Origin of the sequence: Psychrobacter sp. Arc9, from assembly GCF_041431295.1 — a bacterium.
In the GTDB taxonomy this organism is placed as follows: domain Bacteria; phylum Pseudomonadota; class Gammaproteobacteria; order Pseudomonadales; family Moraxellaceae; genus Psychrobacter.
Genome location: NZ_JASMRK010000004.1, coordinates 17,516 through 34,777, shown reverse-complemented (window position 1 = coordinate 34,777; position 17,262 = coordinate 17,516). Strand labels below are relative to the sequence as shown.

General features: G+C 42.8%; 17 protein-coding genes and 1 pseudogene. 8 read left to right on the top strand and 10 right to left on the bottom strand.

Annotation, left to right across the window (positions count from 1 at the left end):
* Window positions 1–23 precede the first annotated feature (23 nt).
* The 5 genes from QO187_RS03380 to QO187_RS03360 all read right to left on the bottom strand — a co-directional run bounded on the left by QO187_RS03380 (window position 24) and on the right by QO187_RS03360 (window position 4,164).
* Entirely contained in the window at window positions 24–1,724 is a 1,701-nt protein-coding gene (locus QO187_RS03380) for a copper resistance system multicopper oxidase (protein ID WP_371547253.1), read from the bottom strand.
* Between the two features lie 117 nt (window positions 1,725–1,841).
* Complete coding sequence (locus QO187_RS03375) at window positions 1,842–2,477, bottom strand: DUF411 domain-containing protein (protein ID WP_165597927.1); 636 nt, start codon at window positions 2,475–2,477, stop codon at window positions 1,842–1,844.
* A gap of 140 nt (window positions 2,478–2,617) precedes the next feature.
* On the bottom strand, window positions 2,618–3,211 hold the full coding sequence (locus QO187_RS03370; RefSeq protein WP_165597926.1) for a cytochrome c: 594 nt from the start codon (window positions 3,209–3,211) through the stop codon (window positions 2,618–2,620).
* A gap of 194 nt (window positions 3,212–3,405) precedes the next feature.
* Window positions 3,406–3,702, bottom strand: coding sequence for a hypothetical protein (locus QO187_RS03365; protein WP_227522875.1), 297 nt, complete (start codon window positions 3,700–3,702; stop codon window positions 3,406–3,408).
* Window positions 3,703–3,879: 177 nt separating this feature from the next.
* Window positions 3,880–4,164, bottom strand: coding sequence for a hypothetical protein (locus QO187_RS03360; protein ID WP_101204550.1), 285 nt, complete (start codon window positions 4,162–4,164; stop codon window positions 3,880–3,882).
* Between the two features lie 408 nt (window positions 4,165–4,572).
* Between QO187_RS03360 and QO187_RS03355 the strand changes: the two genes are divergently transcribed.
* The 3 genes from QO187_RS03355 to QO187_RS03345 all read left to right on the top strand — a co-directional run bounded on the left by QO187_RS03355 (window position 4,573) and on the right by QO187_RS03345 (window position 8,180).
* Window positions 4,573–5,295: a heavy metal response regulator transcription factor gene (locus QO187_RS03355; protein WP_101204551.1), complete on the top strand. Its 723-nt coding sequence runs from the start codon at window positions 4,573–4,575 to the stop codon at window positions 5,293–5,295.
* Window position 5,296: 1 nt separating this feature from the next.
* Window positions 5,297–6,844 carry an ATP-binding protein gene (locus QO187_RS03350; protein ID WP_101204552.1) on the top strand — a complete coding sequence of 516 codons (1,548 nt, stop codon included), beginning with the start codon at window positions 5,297–5,299 and terminating at the stop codon, window positions 6,842–6,844.
* Between the two features lie 208 nt (window positions 6,845–7,052).
* Window positions 7,053–8,180, top strand: a complete 1,128-nt coding sequence (locus tag QO187_RS03345) for a M14-type cytosolic carboxypeptidase (RefSeq protein ID WP_371547247.1) — start codon at window positions 7,053–7,055, stop codon at window positions 8,178–8,180.
* Window positions 8,181–8,246: 66 nt separating this feature from the next.
* Here the strand turns inward: QO187_RS03345 and QO187_RS03340 are convergent, their stop codons facing one another.
* Together QO187_RS03340 and QO187_RS03335 are read right to left on the bottom strand one after the other, a co-directional pair.
* Complete coding sequence (locus tag QO187_RS03340; RefSeq protein WP_371547245.1) at window positions 8,247–9,218, bottom strand: EamA family transporter; 972 nt, start codon at window positions 9,216–9,218, stop codon at window positions 8,247–8,249.
* A gap of 244 nt (window positions 9,219–9,462) precedes the next feature.
* The gene (locus QO187_RS03335) at window positions 9,463–10,842 is read right to left on the bottom strand and encodes a PLP-dependent aminotransferase family protein (protein ID WP_371547243.1); all 1,380 of its coding nucleotides are present in this window, start codon (window positions 10,840–10,842) and stop codon (window positions 9,463–9,465) included.
* A gap of 196 nt (window positions 10,843–11,038) precedes the next feature.
* On the opposite strand from QO187_RS03335, the pseudogene QO187_RS03330 reads away from it, so the two are divergent.
* A pseudogene (locus QO187_RS03330) lies at window positions 11,039–12,288 on the top strand (MFS transporter).
* A gap of 132 nt (window positions 12,289–12,420) precedes the next feature.
* Here the strand turns inward: QO187_RS03330 and QO187_RS03325 are convergent.
* The gene (locus QO187_RS03325) at window positions 12,421–12,693 is read right to left on the bottom strand and encodes a type II toxin-antitoxin system HicB family antitoxin (protein ID WP_201572310.1); all 273 of its coding nucleotides are present in this window, start codon (window positions 12,691–12,693) and stop codon (window positions 12,421–12,423) included.
* 227 nt (window positions 12,694–12,920) lie between these two features.
* Here QO187_RS03325 and QO187_RS03320 point away from each other — a divergent pair, with 227 nt between their 5' ends.
* From QO187_RS03320 to QO187_RS03310, 3 genes are all read left to right on the top strand, one after another.
* Window positions 12,921–13,784: an SDR family NAD(P)-dependent oxidoreductase gene (locus QO187_RS03320; protein ID WP_371547241.1), complete on the top strand. Its 864-nt coding sequence runs from the start codon at window positions 12,921–12,923 to the stop codon at window positions 13,782–13,784.
* A gap of 298 nt (window positions 13,785–14,082) precedes the next feature.
* Window positions 14,083–15,132: a zinc-binding alcohol dehydrogenase family protein gene (locus QO187_RS03315; RefSeq protein ID WP_371547370.1), complete on the top strand. Its 1,050-nt coding sequence runs from the start codon at window positions 14,083–14,085 to the stop codon at window positions 15,130–15,132.
* Window positions 15,133–15,224: 92 nt separating this feature from the next.
* Window positions 15,225–15,530: a putative quinol monooxygenase gene (locus tag QO187_RS03310; protein WP_238070068.1), complete on the top strand. Its 306-nt coding sequence runs from the start codon at window positions 15,225–15,227 to the stop codon at window positions 15,528–15,530.
* 166 nt (window positions 15,531–15,696) lie between these two features.
* Here the strand turns inward: QO187_RS03310 and QO187_RS03305 are convergent, their stop codons facing one another.
* The gene (locus QO187_RS03305; RefSeq protein ID WP_371547368.1) at window positions 15,697–15,960 is read right to left on the bottom strand and encodes a zinc-binding dehydrogenase; all 264 of its coding nucleotides are present in this window, start codon (window positions 15,958–15,960) and stop codon (window positions 15,697–15,699) included.
* Window positions 15,944–16,417 carry a winged helix-turn-helix transcriptional regulator gene (locus QO187_RS03300; RefSeq protein ID WP_371547238.1) on the bottom strand — a complete coding sequence of 158 codons (474 nt, stop codon included), beginning with the start codon at window positions 16,415–16,417 and terminating at the stop codon, window positions 15,944–15,946. The genes QO187_RS03305 and QO187_RS03300 overlap by 17 nt, the downstream gene beginning before the upstream one ends.
* Before the next feature lie 102 nt (window positions 16,418–16,519).
* On the opposite strand from QO187_RS03300, the gene QO187_RS03295 reads away from it, so the two are divergent.
* Window positions 16,520–17,248, top strand: a complete 729-nt coding sequence (locus tag QO187_RS03295; RefSeq protein WP_296206792.1) for an SDR family oxidoreductase — start codon at window positions 16,520–16,522, stop codon at window positions 17,246–17,248.
* Window positions 17,249–17,262: the final 14 nt, after the last annotated feature.

Genomic DNA, 17,262 nt, shown 5'->3' with positions numbered 1-17,262 from the left:
TAAGCCTCATATTCGAAGGTTTGTTAAACGACGGCAACTTCTCGGAACATACCAGCTTCCATGTGATAAAGCAGGTGGCAATGCCACGCCCATCGTCCAAATTCACCCGTCACATCGAAGCTAATCTTTTGCGCAGGCTGCACCACAATCGTATGTTTACGTACCTGAAAGTCTCCAGATGGCGTGCGCAAGTCGCTCCACATACCATGCAGATGCATAGGGTGGTTCATCATCGTGTCATTAACTAAGGTGATACGCACGCGCTCGTTAGGCTTAATATTGACAGGCGTTGCATCCTTAAACATGACACCATCTAAAGCCCAAATATAGCGCTCCATGTTACCCGTTAAATGTAGCTCAATCTCTCGGGTAGGCTTACGCTGCTCTACAAATATGGCCTCATCGACAGAGCGCAGCTGACTATAATTCAGTACGTCACGATTGATATTACGCAGGTTGATACCGGGATCATCTAGGTTCATACGTGGACTGTCGACACGCATATCAGATTTAAAGTCATACTCGGTCTTGGCATGCTTTGCTTTGTAGCCTTTATCACCCATCGCACCCATCATATCGGCCATGGTCAGCCATTCGATCTGATCCATAGCAGGTATTGCAGCACGAGCGCCTTTCTTGGTCGCAAGCGTGGTCGCGACATAGCCTGAACGATCGATATTTTGGGCAAATATCGTATGTGCATCTTGAGTAGGCGTGACGATGACATCATAGGTCTCAGCCACGCCAATGCGGAAATCATCAATCGCAACAGGTGCGACATCAATACCATCTGTTGCCACCACAGTCATTTTGAGACCCGGTATACGCACATCAAAAATGGTTTGCGCTGAAGCATTGATAAAGCGTAATTTAACGGGCTGTCCTGCTTTTACTAGCTTTGTCCAATTAGCCGCTGTGGTCTTACCATTCATCAGATAGGTAAAGGTCTTTTCGCCAGATAAATCAGTAAAATCCGTCGGCATCATGCGCATCTGATTCCACATTTTGCGCTTGTCATAAGCGGCTTCTAAATCTGTTGCGGCGATATCAGACAATAGTTTTTTGAAATCTGGCAGATGATAATTATCAAAGTCAGCGCGCTGTTTGAGCAATTTCAAGAGATTGTGCGGATCGCGGTGCGTCCAATCACTCAGCACGATTACATGGTCTTCCTCGATAGGATGACGCTCACGGCCTTTGGGTTCAATGACGATAGCACCAAGCATACCGGTTTGCTCTTGAAAGCCACTGTGTGAGTGATACCAATAGGTGCCTGATTGTTTAAGTTTGAATTTATAGGTAAAGGTGCTGTTCGCGGGAATACCATCGAAACTGATACCTGGCACCCCATCCATCTCAAAAGGTACCAGCAAGCCATGCCAATGAATAGAGGTTGACTCATTCATCTGGTTATGAACACGGATAGTTACGGTATCGCCTTCACGCATCTTTAGCGTTGGTGCTGGTAGCGAGTCATTAATCAGTGTTGCCATACTCGACTTGCCATTGACAGTGACGGGCTTCTTGCTGACATACAGATCAAACTCATTCCCAGTTAAGATAGGTACGATATGGTCGGCTTTATCACTGTTGATGGCTACATTCTGCTGGCCTTTACCGAGCGCACTATTGGCAATAGACGGTAGGGTGGACAGCATGGATGCCCCTAACAAGGTAGAAGATCCTGTCAAAAAACGCCTGCGGTTAAACATAGTTGTGTTCATAATAATTCACCTGATTTATATCTATAAAGTGAGAGTCGAGTCTATATTTATCAGCTAAGTCTATGACTTTGGCCGCTTATTAATAGAGCTGGATAAGCTATTTAAACGACAACCAAGCTAGATTTGCTGCTGCGGTGAGTCAATAGTTGCATAAATAGCTGTTGAGCCATCTTTATTAAGCTGCATCACTTTATATGGCATAAATTTATCTTGGTATTCCATACCTGGGCTACCGACTGGCATGCTCGGGACAGCAAGGCCAATCGCATCACTTGGCGGGTTTTTTAGGAACTGCGCCATATACTTAGCAGGGACATGACCTTCAAATACGTAGCCATCAGTAGTGACGGTGGTATGGCAAGAGCGCATTTGCTGCGGTACGCTGTATCGCTCTTTAAACAAGGACACGTCTTCGACATTCTGTGCAGTTGCGTTTAAACCATGACCTTCGGCATAACCGACCCATTCTTTGCAGCAGCCACAATTCGCATCTTTATAGACGGTGGCTGAGATATTTTTTAGGATAGTTGATTGGGTATCTGAAGGAGCGCTGACTGGCATTATTTCAGCTGTTGGTTGCTCCGTGTGCGTAGCAACAGTTGGCTCAGTCGCTGGTGTTGAGTCAGCAGCAGCGGAGTTAGGTTGACTACAAGCGGCAATCGTTAACGATAACGGCAATACCACGATCGCCGAGAGCACACGGCCAGATATCAGATTATGTTCATTAATAAATCTATTAGTATAGCGTCTCATAAAACCACTCCCGAGCGTCTGTCTGACGATTAAATATTATAAAAATTAGAGCCACATCACTGGACAAAATAGTGCTAGCAAAGCTTAAAACTCAAATCGCAAAAAGCAGCACTATTGAGCACTGCATTTTGTACAAAAAATCAATGTTGCATGCCGGATCCATCACCTGACATATCCATCTCACCATCAAATGACATATCCAACATACTATCGTCTAACCGAGTCGTTAGCATGGTGTACTGGTTTTCATTTAAGTTAGGTAGCGATCTAATAAAAGCAACCATCGCCCATATTCTGTCATCATCGTGAGTAGCGCCCCAAGCGGGCATGCCAGACGCCATAATGCCATGTTTAATCGCCCAAAAGCTTTGTCTGGCACCAGCCTCGTTTCGATAGCGCTTAACGATATCCGCCTGAGTAAAGTTAGGAGGCTTTGGGTACATACCGCTATTTAAATCTGTGCTGTTGACGCCAGGAGATAAATGACAGCCTGCACACATATCTTTGTAATCTGCACCGCCCGAGCTGATCATCTCCGCCTTTTTTAAATTGGGAACCAAAATATTCTTACTGGCATGTTCAATCGAGCGTGTGCGGGCAGTTTCTAAAAAATCGTAAACCAGCGGACTATGAGCTCGATCAGCACCGATATTTATCATGCCACTAGTCACCACCATAAAAATGCCCACAATAGCGACAAAGACAGTAAACAGTATTCCTAGTAAAAACTTCATAGGTTTGTCCTAAAAATCCATTTTATTTAATATCCCATTACTGCTTGATCAGCTTCTCTGACAATATAGTCAAGTCTATATAAATCCGCTACAGCGTCATCCTCGCTAAGCATATTAATGTATAACTTGCACTCGGTTTCCTTGTATCGAAATTATATTGAACTGACTATAGTATTGAACTTATAAATTGATATTTAAGAATCGCTATCGCTGCTCACACAGTGCTTTTGGTACATCGCTTTCATTTTGCTCATGTTAGCCATCATGGCTTTCATAGCAGGATCATTCATATCCATTTTGCTATGATCCATTTTTTGCATCATCTGCATATGCTTTTGCATTTTCTCACAGTTCATTTGGTCTTTTTCAGCGTGCATTTTGGGATCGTGTGCCAACGCAGAGGTTGAAACAACTAAGGCTATAGCAGTTGCTACGATTGATTTAGAAAGTGGCATTGATTTGAGCAGTGGCATTGGTTTGAATAATGACATGGTAAATCCTTATTTAAATTGGTATGTAGTCGAAAAGACTTTAAGATATTAAGTTACTTTAAAGCATACTTTAGTGATTCTGACAGAGAGATGACGGTAAGATTACAATTCTGTCATCTTACTATTTATGGTTTTTAATGTTGTCAGTAATCCTTTAGTATGACATCAGAGCTGATATCACTTATCGCTACCATATTTGTTAATGAAGTATTTTTCAGACTGTAGATGTTGATCTTTGTGTTCAATCTCACAAGCCACTCTCGCATCGATATAGCTTTTCATTTGTGAATTTGAGAGCTGAGCATCGTTATGATCCAAGTTTTTTGCAAACTCAGTCACAGCGTCGCAGTTGTTGATGATTGAAGTGCTTAGATCAATCGTATGCGCATTGGCAGTGGTAGTACCGATAAGTACAGATACCGAAAGCAGTACTACTTTTTTGAACGAACCATAAATTTTCATATAAAACCTCTTTCGTAAGTTGTTTACATTGATTACCGATAAAAATAATTCATAGTAGCTAGGGCGTGTCCTCATTTTAAAAATGGTGATAAAAATGAGATAAATTGCCGTCAAACGAGGAAAATAGTGCAGATAATATCGAGATATTGACCAATTATTTGACGATGTTTGGCAAAATTTAGCTGTTTTTAGCCCATTTAGAGACACTCGTTTGAATTGAGGACACGCCCTAAGTATTGGATAGTAGCTAAGTATTGAAACGAGCACCTATGTACCGTTTATATAGATTAGCAAAATAAAACTGACAGTCTGATTACGAGCACATGACATCTTTGTCCGCTACCAGTCAATATTGTCACCTGTGCTGGTTAGAACGTTAAACAATCATGACCGTATTGAGGAATTACAATGAAAGTACTGCTGGTAGAAGATGAATTGAAGCTTGGCGAGTATATAAAAAAAGGCTTAACCGAAGCTGGGTTTATCGTGGATCATCAGCTAACAGGATTAGATGGCTATCATGCATTGATGACGGAAGAATTTAGCGTGATATTGATGGATGTGATGCTGCCTGATGTTAGTGGCTTTGAGCTGGTGCGTAATTACCGAGCGGCTGGCAAGCATACGCCTGTGCTATTTCTAACCGCAAAAGATGACTTAAGTGACAAGATAAAAGGGATTGAGATTGGTGGCGATGATTATTTGACCAAGCCTTTTGCCTTTGCAGAATTGATCGTCAGGATGAAAAGCTTATTACGACGTGCCAATCAAGCCGACTATCAAAGTACGATTATGCAAATAGCGGATCTTAAGATGGACATCGGCAAGCGTACGGTGCATAGAGGAGATAAGCCTATTAAGCTCACGGCAAAAGAGTTTTCCTTACTACAGTTTTTATTAGAGCGCCGCGGTGAAGTGCTTCCACGCTCAATCATCGCCTCCCAAGTATGGGATATGAACTTTGAAAATGATACCAATGTGATTGATGTGGCGATAAGACGTCTTCGTATAAAAATAGACGATGATCATGACGCAAAGCTGATTCATACGGTGCGCGGGATGGGCTATCGGTTAGAAGCTGTCGATACAGCGCTTGATAGCCAACCATCTCACGAAGCTGGCAATGTCTAATATGAAATATAGGTTTGATAATCGGCGCTTGCCACTATTATGGCGTACTGTGTTGCTGCTCACGATATTTGTTGTTATATCACAGGTTATCATTTATATATGGATACAGCGTTCTGTTAAAGGCCATTTCGAGCAAATGGACGCTGAAATTATGACTCATGCGGCTTTTAATCTACGTAAACGAGTGATAGAACCTAGTAGCCCTATAACTTCCCAAACCCTACCTAGCTCTCAAAATCCATTGGATAGTCAACAGCCGCTAAGAGCGGCACCTGACGTAATGCCTGATGGAGATACTTCTACCGCAGCGATATCAGATGAAGCTGATCATCAGCATTCTTCTTGGCTAGATTACGATCTAAAAACCATTATCGCTAATAAAGAAGGGCAGATACTGTCTAGTACCCCCAATAACTTTGCTCAAGAGCTAGGGGAAGGATTTAATCTGTCATCACTGAAACAAGATAATGATAAGCAACAGTTTGTGATGAATATCAACAGCCGATACTATCGAGCAATGGTCATTGAAGACGACAAAATGCTCGCGCTTATCGCATTGCCTATAGATGTGCATCATCAGTATTTATTACAGTTCAATCGTCAGCTTAGTATGATTTTGTTCGCGATTACCTTGTTGCTCGTATCAGTAGCGGCGCTGGGTGTGTATTGGGGTTTTGCACCTTTGGCGACCATCGTCCAAAAAATGAAAACAATGAATCCTGACAGATTGGATGATAGAGTCACGGTCAGTGATATGCCGTTAGAGCTGCGACCATTAGCAGAATCTTACAACTCAATGATGGCCAAGCTTGAAAGTAATTTTGAATCATTGTCACGGTTTTCAGACAATATCGCCCATGAGCTGCGCACTCCAATAGCGACACTCAGCACGCAAACGCAAGTCATGTTAAACAAACCGAGAGCTAGTGATGAATACATTGAGCAGCTACACCATCAGCATGACACCTTAGAGCAGCTATCGGCCATGATAAATAATATGCTGCTGCTAGCAAAAACCCAAAAAGGATTGAGTGACTCGCAAATCAGTCACGTGGATACGGACAGTTTAATCACCAAGCTCGTTGATTACTACGAAATGATTGCAGAAGACCGAGGTATCGCTATTGAAACCAAAGGTGAGTTCAGCGCTGTTTTAGGAGATAAAAGTTTATTACAAAGGCTCTTTGCTAATCTGATATCGAATGCGATTTATTATGCTGCTCAAGATAGCGTTATAACCATTAGTGCAGATAGAGTAAACTCAGATGAGATGGTGGGTACAACAATAAGCAGTCTTCAACAATCAAAACAAGCTATTTTACGAATGACCATCACTAACCAATTAGATGAGCCGTTGACACAAAGTGAGGCAGATAAGTTGTTTGAGCGCTTCTATCGACATCATAAAACAATAGATCGCCACACAGGAACAGGTTTGGGTCTATCTATCGTACAGTCTATCGTTGGGGCGCATAATGGTAACGTCAGTATTACTATAAAAGACGATGATTACTTTCAAGTAAGTGTCGAGTTATTAGCAGAGGTTTAATCTTTTAGTAGCCAACGCTAAATATTCAACCTGAACAGATAGATTTGATAGGTTATTGCCTTGAAAACGAGCTGATAATGACCAAGTAAATGTATGTCTAGTGCCCAATATAAAGCTAGAGATTATTACAAGGCAATAGGTAGAACAGTAAGTCGATAACGAACATAATACTTAAAACACAATCATAAAAATCAATTAGGGAATGACTATGCATATCACAGCTAATTTTGATGCAGGCAACATTGACATTATTAATGCAGACAACAAAAAAGACATTCAATTAGCGATTCGTCCAGATGTTGGCGGCGAGTTTTTTCAGTGGTTTAACTTTCGTTTGTCAGGTCAAATAGGGGAGCAGTATGTTCTCAATATTCTGAATGCAGGAGAGGCGTCTTATCTAGAAGGGTGGGAGAACTACCAAGCGGTGGCTTCTTATGATCGTCAGCATTGGTTCCGTCTGCCAACCTCTTATAAAGATGGCAAATTGACCATCGTGGCAGAGTTAGAATGCGAAACCATTCAGATTGCGTATTTTGCGCCTTATAGCTATGAGCGTCATCAAGATTTATTGGCCGCCGTGCAAGTGCATCCGCTAGTGACGTTAGAGCATCTAGGCGAAACGCTTGATAAACGTGACCTTACTTTGGTCAAAATTGGTGATGGAGATGCTAGTAAGCGAAATATATGGATTACTGCTCGTCAGCATCCAGGTGAGACGATGGCTGAATGGCTAATTGAGGGTTTGTTGTACAGCTTGTTAGATAGCGATAATGCGACTGGCAAACAGTTATTAGACAAGGCAAACTTTTATATTGTCCCTAATATGAACCCTGATGGCAGTGTACGTGGTCACTTGCGTACTAACGCTGCCGGAACCAATCTAAACCGTGAGTGGCAAAGTCCAAGCTTAGACAAAAGCCCTGAAGTATTTCATGTGATTAATAAAATGGAAGCGACAGGCGTAGATCTATTTTATGATGTGCATGGCGATGAAGCATTGCCGTACGTATTCCTCGCTGGTTCACAAGGGACGCCAAGCTACAGTGACCGTCTTGCTGGACTACGTGATAAGTTTTCAGACGTATTAAAGTTAGCCAGTGCTGATTTTCAGTCTGAGATTGGCTATGAGATCGATGCACCAGGTGCTGCCAATATGACCGTTGCCACCAATTGGGTAGCAGAGCGTTTTGATTGTCTTGCTAATACGTTAGAGATGCCATTTAAAGACAATGATAATCTGCCCGATGAAGAGATGGGTTGGTCACCCGAGCGTTCTATCAAGTTAGGGGAAGCATCACTGGTAGCAATGCTAGCTGTGGTGGATGACTTACGATAACTATAGAAAAAAAGCTGCAGAAAATAAAAAGCTGCTAATGATGGCCAAGTGTTTTAGTGGTCATCGTTAGCAGCTTTTTTTAATTTTTATCTTCACATTTGCTAATAACAGCCCTGATAAGATCAACATCATGGCCAGCATCTTCCACCACGTCACCACTTCTCCTGTGAGTAGTACTGAGGTCACCATACCGAATACGGGCACCAATAGTGCAAACGGCATAACCTTGGAGGCGGTATTTTGACTGAGTAAGTGTGCCCACAGACCAAAGCCAATTAAGGTTGAGATATAGACGATAAACCCAAGTGAGAGCCAAGACTTGAGTGATGCTTCAGTAAACGTCGCTAGCTGCCATGCATCAGTCTCAAATGTAAGAGAAGATATTGTCAATATCACGCAAGCAATGAGACCGCCCCAGACTACCAGCGCTAGCGCAGACAGAGCAGAGGCTTTATTTTTTCCAGTGCTAGATGTAGCAACAGATACCCTTGTTGCTTGCTGCATCGCTTTTAGAGCCGTTTGCTCTGACGCTTTTTCTGAGGCCTGTTTTGACGCTTGCTTGGAGGCAATATTACCAAAGCTCCAACCGATGGCCGCAATCAAAATACAGATGAACCCTGCCAAAGGCATATCACCGCCAAGGTTTAACGCAATCACGCTGAGCCCTAGTACACCGACCAACATACCGACGATTTGCATACGGCTGACAGCTTCACCCAATATAAAGTACGCTAGCAATACCGTGATAAAAATCTGAATTTGTAGCAGTAGTGCCGTCAGCCCCGGGGATGAACCCAGATGCATCGCTGTAAAGACAAAGGCGTACTGCATGACAAATGTACCGATGGCATAAATAAACAAGGTACGGTTGAATTTAGGCGGCTTTAGAAACAAAACCAGAGGCACAGCAGTAAAGAAAAAACGCAGGGCGGTAAGCATCAATGGTGGAAAGCTCTCAAGACCCCACGCAATAAAAGTAAAATTCACGCCCCAGATAAAGGTAACCAGTACAGCCAATGCAGTATATATAGGAGACATATGAGCTATCCTAGAGAGTTATTATCCGTTGTGGGGAATGGTTAGATTTGCTTGTGTTTGGCTGATATTTAGGCTTAGAATTATAGTCGAAAGGTCACTATATAATAAGAAGGTGCTAGCACTATAGTCGATTCAATTTAAAAGTAGTACAAGGCAACCGAGTATAGATGTACATTTGATACTTCAAGCGAGGTTAACGCTGTCATACTTTTATAGTGGAATGACTATATAAGTCTCTGATTGGTCAGTCTAATGATTTAGCCAATACCTCGAAAACTTTTGAATGACTCATCTGTGCCACATTGAACCGCATAAAGTTTTCAGCATTGTCCGATTGGCTAAAAACATTACCCGGCGCCAATACCACACTCTGTGATAAGCAGCGATTGGCCAATTCGGTCGCATTATTATTCTTAGGTAATCGGCACCATAGGAACATACCTGCTTGTGGGAGCAGCCACGGTACGATGCCTAATTTAGCCAATCGTGGTAGCGTATGAGTACGCGCGCTTGCCAGCCGAGTATGGATATCATTCATATGCTTACGGTAGCCGCTATCAGTCAACGCTGAGAACACAACCGCCGCTGCTAACTGACTGCCACCAAAGCCAGTCGCGATCTTTAAATCTACCAAACTCTCAACCCATTCTGTAGGCGCTGCAATATAACCACAGCGTAGGGATGCTGATAATGTTTTAGAAAAACTGCCGATATAGAATACGCGTGATAACCCATCCAAAGCCGCCAATCTCGCTGCAGGCTTGACTTCAAAATCTGCAAAAATATCGTCTTCGATAATGTACAAACTAGCTGCTTGAGCCAATTGTAATACACGGTATGCCGTGGCAGGTGACAATGTTGCGCCCGTAGGATTGTGAATGGCAGCATTGGTGATGTACAGGCGCGGATTATGCTCATCTAAAATCGCTGCAAAGGCCTCTACATCTGGCCCGTTTAGCGTATAAGGGACGCCAACTACTTTGACCCGATGGGCAAGCAGCTGTGCTCGAAAGTTAAAGTAGCACGGATCATCGACGACGACCGTATCACCTGGCGTCAGCAAAAATCGAAAAATCAAATCTATCGCTTGAGTGCCCGAATCCGTCAGTATTATCTGTGACGGTTCTGCATTGATACTCAATCCTGCCATACGCCGCGTGAGTAATTGGCGCAATGCTAACAGTCCTAGCGGCGTTGCATACTCACTGATAATAGACGCGTCAGCTTTTGCTACATTTCGCAGACCACGGCGTATACCTGCCTCAAATAGCCAGTCCGCTGGTAACCAGCCGCAGCCTGGCTTTAGCGCACCATCGGGTGGCTCCAGCGACTGCCGTGATACCCACAATGGATCTACCACTCGATCAATTTTTGGTGCTATATCTGTCAATGATAGCGGCGCTGTCGTCTCTGCCACATAGAACCCTGCACCAGGGCGAGAGTAGATAACCCCCTCAGTTTGCAGGCGCTCGTAGGCTTCAACCACGGTCGATGGCGAGAACCCATAATCTTTGGCAGCGGCACGGACGGAGGGTAGTCGCGACTCTGGCATGTAGATGACAGTCGCTATTTTCTCTTTTACGTCAGCCATGACAACTTCGATGCGTGTTAGCTTTTTATTCATATTTTTTACAGTTTTTGGTAGGGCGAATTTTGTGAAGGCTTTATCTTAAGGTTATAGCTATGACAATATATGGGTAGGATATCCGAACTGTATGGGTTTTATAGACCAAACAGTTCTGTCTAATTGTACTGGATTGTATATAGATAACCTACTGTGCTTTTGTTTTAATTATTGAACGTAAACGATGTAGAGGTAGATGTGTTTCTATTGTGAAACGCACTTACCTCAGTCAATTCAACGATTATTCTTCAAAAAGCAGCGATATATGACCACGAAAAAATATAATAAATATTTGGCGTTTGCCTTATGTGTGATAACGACAAGCGTCAATATTCAAGGACCGCTTTATGCCGTTTATGCACACAATGATGGCTATGGCGTACTAGCAACCACGATAGCGTTTTCCTTTTATGTATTGGGTGTCATACCTGTATTGTTAGCTTTTGGCGGATTGTCTGATCGCATCGGACGGCGCAAGGTGATTTTAATCTCTCTAGCCCTATCGATAGCAGCGACGGCTCTTATGTTGTTTTATCCGTACACGCGAGCGCTAGCATTAGCGCGATTCGTACTGGGTGTGGGAACTGCTCGATGGCTGCTACGGCGACAGCCTATATGATTGAGCTGCTCGGCTCAACAGATACGATGCGTGCGACAGCGTGGGTGACGGCCAGTACAACGATAGGTTTTGGTCTTGGCCCTGTATTGACGACAGTTTCTTTGATGTTTTATGAAACCGATCAGCCAGCCAGTTTTTTCTTACTGCTAGCGAGCGGGCTGTTCGCTATGTTTTTGTTATACCAATTACCAGAGACAGCACCTAAACGCACTAATTTGCCCACCTCTATGCTACGGCTACCTTATTTTAACCGTGAGGTCATCTGGTATGGCAGCGGTATCTTGATCTGTTGGGCGACGACAGGTTTGATATTGTCAGTTATTTCCTCAGTACTGGCCACGCATGGACTGGCTAAATATGCAGGGGTATCCTCTATGTTAGCCATCAGTTGTGGATTGATCGTTCAGCCAATCGCCCGAAAGCTTGACCCTCAAGTTTCAAGCAAGCTTGGTCTTCTGATTTTACTACCAGCTTATGCTTTATTGGCTTGGGGGACGTTGAATGCCAATCTACCAGTCATTCTTTTGGCGGCATTCTTGGCCAGTACTAGTTGCTATGGCTTTGTCTATTTAGGCGGTATGTTAGGAGTCGCAAAATCTGCTGGAAATGAGCAGGCACGTGCAAGTGCAGGCTATTTTCTGATGGCATATATAGGGCTTAGTGTACCCGTCATCTTTACTGGTTTGATTGTGGATCGGTATGGTGCTGCTACTGCATTCTACGCCTTTGGTGTGTTTTCATTAGTTGGTGTGATTGTCTTATTTGCTAGCCAGCCTATGTTGAGGACTGGACGTCATTCGAACGCCAATTTGCATAGCGTGACTTAAAATAAGATTGATAATGCAGTTTTCTATTCATTATCTTTTTAATTTTTCATGATTAGATTACTTGTCCTTTTTGTTATGTGAATTTTTTTAGTTCATTTATTATATCTGACAGGCATGAGTGGTTCTTTGATGTCATTCATATAGCTCATGTATCTGAATATCTACTACTGCCCAATCCATTCCTTCAAAATCTAGATTATCTTTATGTTTAGTACTATCGGTAGGTAGAGGAATGGCTTCACCGTCTTCTATCAATCCTTTTAGATGGAGCATAATTGCTTCTTTAGCATTATTAAAGATATCTGCACGTTCATCGCTGGCTGAATAGCAACTCACTATGTCTGGGATAAATATGCCATAAGCTGTTGTTTCATTACTTGGTGTAATTGCTATGGGATACTGCATTTAACATTCCTCATGAATTTTGAACCTAAGTATAACTAGCAACCGCTTAGATAACAGTCTAAATAACCCCTTAAATATAACTCACTTTCAAAATTATATTGAAAGTGTTTTAGGTGATGGCTACTGTTTGACCCACAACACTTTCATTACAATGGGTGCTATCACGATGGATAAAATAGAACAGGTATCCAAAACTGAAACAATAATTCAAACAATAAGGGCGATTTATGACTCTGAATATCACTAAAACAATTTTAATCACTGGCAGCACAGATGGCATTGGCAAATTGGCAGCGCTAAAACTGGCAGAAGCTGGGCACCAAGTGTACTTGCATGGCCGCGATGCTGACAAACTTGCTAGCGTCATTGCAGAAGTTCAAGCAGTCGCGACAGGCGCAGCAGTAGATAATATTGATGGGTTTGTGGCTGATTTTTCTGATTTAAAGGATGTGCTAAAGATGGCAGCAGATGTCAATGAAAAACTGCCAAAGCTTGATGTGCTCATAAATAACGCAGGGATTTATACCACGGCATCAGCATTGACGAAAGACGGTTTGGATGTACGCTTTATGGTCAATTACCTAGCGCCTTATGAGCTGACCAATGCTTTGTTACCTTTGCTAAAGCAGTCTGATAAAGCGCGTATCGTGAACTTAAGCTCAGCTGCGCAAGCGCCGCTATCGTATGAGGCACTTGCAGGTCAAACCCGTCTCGATGATAAAGATGCTTATGCCCAAAGTAAGCTGGCACTCACGATGTGGAGTATGGCATTAGCTGACACCGTCGCTAGCAACGATATCAATGTCATTGCCGTCAATCCAGGCTCGCTACTGAACACAAAAATGGCCAACGAAGCGTATGGTCAGCATTGGTCATCCGCAGACAAAGGCGCAAATATCCTAACGGAGTTGGCCATCTCGGATGAGTTCGCTGATGATACTGGTAAATACTTTGATAACGATATAACAGATGGCGCACATGGCGATGCAAGAGGGGCGTTTGGTCGACCACATGCTGATGCTCTAAACCAAGCAGCCATTGCAGAGCTTGAGCAGCAGACTCAGACAGTATTGCAGTCAATTTTTGCATAAGATGCATAAGATTTATATTTTGCGGCATCAATGAATTTCGAACAATTAAACCATTACTAGGGCGTGTCTTCATTTCAAAAATGGTGATAAAAATGAGATAAATTGCCGTCAAGCGAGGAAAATGGTGCAGATAATATCGGGATATTAACTAGCGATTTGACGATGTTTGGCAAAATTTAGCTATTTTTAGCCCATTTAGATAACTATCGAGTGAATTGAAGACACGCCCTAACTATATTTTCAAATTTTATTATTAAAAACTTTCTTATTAAAAACAGGACACAATATTATGCAAACTATCAAAGCCATCGGTTATCAAAACAATCTACCTATTGATAATGAACAATCGCTACAAGACATTACCCTTGATAAGCCAATTGCTTCAGGTCGCGATATTCTCGTAGAAGTGAAAGCCATATCAGTCAATCCAGTAGATTATAAAATCCGTGAAGGACGTCCTGCCGCAGAGGGTGAGTATGCTGTTATTGGTTGGGATGCTGCTGGTACTGTGACGGCTGTCGGTGAAGACGTCAGTTTATTCTCAGTAGGCGACAATGTCTATTATGCTGGAGATTTGACCCGTTCAGGTAGCAATGCTGAATATCAGTTGGTCGATGAGCGTATCGTTGGGCACATGCCAGCCTCTTTGTCTTTCGCTGAGGCAGCGGCATTCCCGCTTACGACGATTACAGCTTGGGAGATGTTATTTGATCGTTTACAAGTGCCTGTCTCTGATAGCGCAGCGAATGACAGCGATAGTAGCGAGAATGCTAATAACGTCTCAGTATTGGTCATTGGCGCAGCGGGCGGTGTTGGATCTATCTTAACTCAGTTATTAAAAACAAGAACGTCTGCCACGATTATCGGTACGGCTTCGAGAGATGAGAGCGTGCAGTGGCTCAAAGACTTGGGTGCTGATCATGTTATCAATCACCGCAACCCATTGTCTGATGAACTACAAAAAACGGGTATTGCTGAAGTAGACTACGTGGTGAGTCTCAATAACACTGAAGATCATTATGAAGAAATCATTAAATGCTTAAAGCCGCAGGGTAAGCTTGGACTGATTGATGATCCAAAATCACTAGATGCCAACCCTCTTAAAACCAAAAGCTTAAGCCTGCATTGGGAATTTATGTTTGCACGCTCAATGTTCAATACGCCAGACATGATTGAACAGCATCATTTATTAAATGCAGTGGCAAAATTGATTGATGCAGGCGAGATCAAAACCACAGTTGCTCACAATCTTGGGGCTATCACCGCTGAACATCTACGTAGTGCGCACCAAATGCTAGAAAAACAGCAAGCGCATGGCAAGATTGTATTAGAAGGCTGGTCTGCATAACGCCGTTTAGATTAATAGGTCCAATGTGACGCTTTTAGCAGACACGTTGGACCTATTTAAATCAATGATAATAATAAACATAGGATAAATAGATGAGCACGCAAGCAAACAAACCACTTACCATCATCGCCACTATCAAAGCCAAACCTGAGCACGTTGAACAAGTCAAAACTGAGCTACTTAAACTGACAGCAGCATCACAAGATGATCAAGGTTGTATCCAATATGACTTGCATCAAGAAAATGCAAATAGTAACGGTTTCGTTGTTTATGAGATTTGGGAAAACAACGAGTGTCTTCAGCAACATGTACAAAGCCCGCATTTCCAAAATTATGTACAAGTAACAGATGGGATGGTCGATGAGTTTGTCGTCACTGAAATGACAGTTATCTCATAGGTTTAATCTATATTCTGCTGCTAACAATAAAATGAATGGTTGACAGTCATGACTGATAAGGTTGACTTTTATGCTTCAAAACAGCGTTTATTGATTTAGATATAAATGGCTTTGAATAAAATATTCAAAACCATTTATACGCTATTTACTTGCTATTGATCGATGATTATTCTTGAGCAACTTTCAAAACGATTTTACCGACATGTTTCTTTTCTAAGAAAACCGATTGAGCAGTATGTATCTGTTTTAATGGAAAAGTACACGCCACGATTGGATTTATTTTACGTTGTTCGATACAGTTAACAAGGTTTTGGAATACTTCAGGCTGAAATACGGTACAGCCGTAAAAGGTTAAGTCTTTTAAATAAAGTGTTCTGATATCTAGCTCTAATGGCTTATAAACCGCTACTATATTAAATACGCACCTCATCATTACCGATCCATTTGGGACCTATTTCAACCTCAATATCACGTGCGGTAACGGCTTCAGCGCACTCGGAGCATACTGTCACCGGATGCATAATGTGACCACATGCCTTGTGTCTATGCAACAGCGGCGCCCCGCGTTCATCAGCCATGTGTTTATCACCCCAACTGACCAATGCCAGTACGACAGAGTGCAAATCTAATCCACACTCTGTCAGTCTATATTCCTCACGTAGCGGCCGCTGCTGATAGGCGACTTTTTTTAAAATATCGTATTCAACCAATTTACGAAGACGGTTAGATAGGACATGGCGTGTAATGCCCAAGCGTTGCTCAAATACGTCGAATCGTCTGACTCCCAAAAAACAATCGCGTAAAATCATGAGCGTCCAACGATCACCAATGACTGCTAAAGTGCGAGCCACCGAGCAAGACTGTTGGTCCAGTTCATCCCAGCGCATAGGTTATCTCCTTTATCTTTAAGCTATAGGTTAGCTTGACAGGGTCCAAAAATAAAGCTATGTTTTTGTTAGTTCTAAAAAGGAACCTATAAGGAAATAGATATGAACAGAGCACCCGTAGCAGTTGTAATCGGCGCAGGCGATGCCACTGGCAGCGCTGTTGCCAGACGTTTTGCGCGAGAAGGTTTTACTTTGTGCGTAACCAGAAGGACTGTTGAGAAGCTAGAGACATTAGTCAGTGATATCGAAGCGGCTGGAGGAGTAGTCAAGCCATTTGGTTGTGATGCGCGTGTCGAGCAAGAGATGGTTGAGCTGTTTGCTCATATTGAAAAAGACATTGGCCCGATTGAAGTGGTGGTGTTTAACATCGGGGCAAACGTTCATTTCTCCATCTTAGATACGACAGAGAGGGTCTATCGAAAAGTGTGGGAGATGGGTGCCTTGGCTGGATTTTTGACAGGTAGAGAAGCGGCAAAAGTCATGATTCCACGTGAGAGGGGGACAATTATTTTTACGGGTGCAACAGCGTCTTTACGCGGTAGTAAAGGTTTTTCGGCTTTTGCTAGCGCTAAGTTTGCTCTGCGGGCACTGGCACAAAGCATGGCGCGAGAGTTGGGGCCAAAGGGCATCCATGTCGCACATCCTATCATTGACGGTGCTATTGATACTGATTTTATTCGTGACAACTTTCCTGAGCGCTATGAGCTAAAAGACCAAGACGGTATTTTAAATCCAGAACATATCGCTGAGCAGTATTGGCAGTTGCATTGTCAGCCAAGAGATAGCTGGACACATGAGCTGGATTTACGCCCATGGATGGAGACTTTTTAATCCTATCTGGTTAA

Bases quoted from the DNA above. Each gene is read 5' to 3' on its own strand.
- QO187_RS03320 (WP_371547241.1), top strand. From the start codon at position 12,921: ATGACTCTGAATATCACTAAAACAATTTTAATCACTGGCAGCACAGAT.
- QO187_RS03325 (WP_201572310.1), bottom strand. From the start codon at position 12,693: ATGCAGTATCCCATAGCAATTACACCAAGTAATGAAACAACAGCTTAT.
- QO187_RS03360 (WP_101204550.1), bottom strand. From the start codon at position 4,164: ATGAAAATTTATGGTTCGTTCAAAAAAGTAGTACTGCTTTCGGTATCT.
- QO187_RS03335 (WP_371547243.1), bottom strand. From the start codon at position 10,842: ATGAATAAAAAGCTAACACGCATCGAAGTTGTCATGGCTGACGTAAAA.
- QO187_RS03340 (WP_371547245.1), bottom strand. From the start codon at position 9,218: ATGTCTCCTATATATACTGCATTGGCTGTACTGGTTACCTTTATCTGG.
- QO187_RS03350 (WP_101204552.1), top strand. From the start codon at position 5,297: ATGAAATATAGGTTTGATAATCGGCGCTTGCCACTATTATGGCGTACT.
- QO187_RS03370 (WP_165597926.1), bottom strand. From the start codon at position 3,211: ATGAAGTTTTTACTAGGAATACTGTTTACTGTCTTTGTCGCTATTGTG.
- QO187_RS03355 (WP_101204551.1), top strand. From the start codon at position 4,573: ATGAAAGTACTGCTGGTAGAAGATGAATTGAAGCTTGGCGAGTATATA.
- QO187_RS03310 (WP_238070068.1), top strand. From the start codon at position 15,225: ATGAGCACGCAAGCAAACAAACCACTTACCATCATCGCCACTATCAAA.
- QO187_RS03365 (WP_227522875.1), bottom strand. From the start codon at position 3,702: ATGTCATTATTCAAACCAATGCCACTGCTCAAATCAATGCCACTTTCT.
- QO187_RS03375 (WP_165597927.1), bottom strand. From the start codon at position 2,477: ATGAGACGCTATACTAATAGATTTATTAATGAACATAATCTGATATCT.
- QO187_RS03305 (WP_371547368.1), bottom strand. From the start codon at position 15,960: ATGAGGTGCGTATTTAATATAGTAGCGGTTTATAAGCCATTAGAGCTA.
- QO187_RS03295 (WP_296206792.1), top strand. From the start codon at position 16,520: ATGAACAGAGCACCCGTAGCAGTTGTAATCGGCGCAGGCGATGCCACT.
- QO187_RS03380 (WP_371547253.1), bottom strand. From the start codon at position 1,724: ATGAACACAACTATGTTTAACCGCAGGCGTTTTTTGACAGGATCTTCT.
- QO187_RS03300 (WP_371547238.1), bottom strand. From the start codon at position 16,417: ATGCGCTGGGATGAACTGGACCAACAGTCTTGCTCGGTGGCTCGCACT.
- QO187_RS03345 (WP_371547247.1), top strand. From the start codon at position 7,053: ATGCATATCACAGCTAATTTTGATGCAGGCAACATTGACATTATTAAT.